Origin of the sequence: Rubrivivax gelatinosus (assembly GCF_016583785.1) — a bacterium.
In the GTDB taxonomy this organism is placed as follows: domain Bacteria; phylum Pseudomonadota; class Gammaproteobacteria; order Burkholderiales; family Burkholderiaceae_C; genus Rubrivivax; species Rubrivivax gelatinosus_B.
In genome coordinates this window covers 1-2,592 of record NZ_NRRU01000200.1, presented here as the reverse complement: position 1 = coordinate 2,592, position 2,592 = coordinate 1, and the positions used below count along the sequence as shown (strand labels likewise).

Sequence of the window (2,592 nt, the reverse complement as noted above, 5' to 3'; positions counted from 1 at the left end):
GAGGCGGGGGCAGGGCGAGGACGGCAGGCGGGTCATCGGGTGCGGGCGGCGCCGAAGGGCGCCATGACCCCCAGTCTGTCCCAGGCGCCGCCCGTGCGGCATCGGCGATTCCACTGCCCCGGCTTCGGTGGCCGGGGCTCAGCGCTGAGCCGCGCGCTCAGTTCGAGACCGCGCGCACCTCGTCCAGCGTGGTGACGCCGGCCAGCACCTTGTCCAGCCCGTCCTGGCGCAGCGTGCGCATGCCTTCGGCGAGCGCGCGGCGCTGCAGTTCCTCGGCACGCGCGCCGGTCTGGATCAGGTGGCGCATCGCACGCGACACCGTCATCAGCTCGTGGATCGCGGCGCGGCCGCGAAAGCCCGTGCCGTCGCAGCGTGGGCAGCCGACCGGGCGGTAGATCCGGAAGCGGCCCTCGGGCGTGGCGTAGCGGCGCTGCCAGTCGGCGCGCAGCTCGGCGTCGCCGGGCACGCCTTCGGCGTCGCCCATCGCATGGCGGTAGTCGGCCAGCAGCTCGGCGATCTCGGGCTCCTCGGCGTCGTGCGGCTGGCGGCAGTCGGGGCAGAGCCGGCGCACCAGGCGCTGCGCCAGCACCGCCAGCAGCGCGTCGGCGAAGTTGAACGGGTCCATGCCCATGTCCAGCAGCCGGGTCACGGTCTCGGGCGCGCTGTTGGTGTGCAGCGTCGACAGCACCAGGTGGCCGGTGAGCGAGGCTTCGATCGCCACCTGCGAGGTCTCCTGGTCGCGGATTTCGCCGACCATGATGACGTCCGGGTCGGCGCGCAGGAAGGCGCGCAGCGCCTTGGCGAACGTCCAGTCGATGCGTGCGTTGACCTGCACCTGGCGCAGGCCGGACTGGGTGATTTCGATCGGGTCCTCGGCGGTCCAGATCTTGCGCTCGGGCACGTTGATGTAGCCCAGCGCCGAGTGCAGCGTCGTCGTCTTGCCCGAGCCGGTGGGGCCCACGCACAGCACCATGCCGTAGGGGCGCGCGACGACGGCCTTGAAACGTTCGAAGTTCGTCGGGCTCAGCCCCAGCTTGTCCAGCGGCAGCGGCTTGGCCGAGGTCAGCAGCCGCAGCACCGCGTCTTCGACGCCGCCGTAGGTCGGGATGGTCGCGACGCGCAGCTCCAGGCGCTGGCCGCTGACGAAGCGGCCGAAGTTGATCTTGCCGTCCTGCGGCTTGCGGCGTTCGCTGATGTCCAGGTCGCACATCACCTTGAGCCGCGCCAGCATCGCGCTGCGGTAGGTGTGCGGCAGCTCCATGTAGGGGCGCAGCACGCCGTCCTTGCGGAAGCGGATGCGCACCTTCTCGCGCCCGGGGTGGGTCTCGACGTGGATGTCGCTGACGCCCTGGGCATGGGCCTCCATGATCATCGTGTTGATCAGGCGCACCAGCGAGTTGTCGCTCTGCTCGATCGCCGGGCCTTCGTCCTCGCTGCTCTTGGCCTCGGGCGTCTGCTCCAGCGAGGCCAGCAGCTTGCCGGCGTCCTCGGGCTCGAACTCGAAGAAGGCGTTCGGGTCGCCGACACGGCGTGCCGACGAATCGACCGCGCCGATCTTCTCGTAGGCGCCTTGGACGGCGGTCGCGAGCACGCCGGCTCGCGCCAGCACCGGCACCACCTTGCACTGCGACGCGAACTCGATCTCGTCGATCGTCAGCCGCTGCGACGGGTCCTCGAGCGCGACCACCAGCCGGCCGCCGTGCAGCATCAGCGGCAGCGCCGCCAGCCGCGACGCGACGCCGTAGGGCAGGCGCTGCAGCGCGCGCGCCTCGACCGGGAAGACGCCGATGTCGACCAGCGGATAACCCATCTTGCGCGCCAGCGCGGTCTGCAGGTCCTGCTGCGAGACCACGCCCTGGCGCACCAGCAGCTGGCCGAGCGCGATGCCGCGTTCGTTCTTCTGCTGCTCGAGCGCGGCGTCGAGCTGCTGCGGCGTGACGTAGCCGAGCGCGATCAGCGCCTCGCCGGTGCGCACCATCGGCATGCGCGCCTGCTCGTCGATCGCCAGCGCCAGCTCCTCGACCGCGGCCACCGGGCGCACGCCCAGCGCCTCGCAGACCGCCGGTGTCGGTGCCGGCCCGTCGAGCATCATCGTGTCGGTCTCGGCCCAGGCGTTGCCGCCCACGGTCACGCGGTGGAAGCTGGCACGCGGGAAGAAGCTGCGCCGCACCATGCCGGCGAGGTCGACCGGCTCGAACACGTACAGGCCGTGTTCGGTCTCGTGGTGGCCCAGCGTCAGGCCCTCGACCTGCGTGCCGTCCTTCAGCAGCACGGTGAAGGGTTCGGCCGGACGGGCGTCGGCGCCGTCGACCACGGTGTCGGCGTCGTCGGCACCGGCCGGCGCCAGCGTCTGCAGCAGGCGCAGCCGGCGGAACTGGTCGAAGCGCAGCGTCGCCGTCATGCGCGAGGCCGCGACGCGCAGCTTCAGCAGCCCGTCGGCCGGGTGGAAGTACATCAGCCGGCCGACCATGGCCTTGCCGTTCAGGCCCTCGACCTCGCAGCCCTCGGGCTGGCTCGCGCGCACCGGCGGCGGATAACCCGGCAGCGGCGGCGTCGGCCAGGCGAAGGGCTCGTGGCGGGGCGGGTGCGAGG

1 protein-coding gene is annotated in these 2,592 nt (G+C 72.1%); it reads right to left on the bottom strand.

The window, feature by feature from the left end:
* Positions 1 to 157 precede the first annotated feature (157 nt).
* On the bottom strand, positions 158 to 2,592 hold a 2,435-nt coding region (locus CKO43_RS25280; RefSeq protein WP_346728424.1), incomplete at its 5' end, for a GspE/PulE family protein.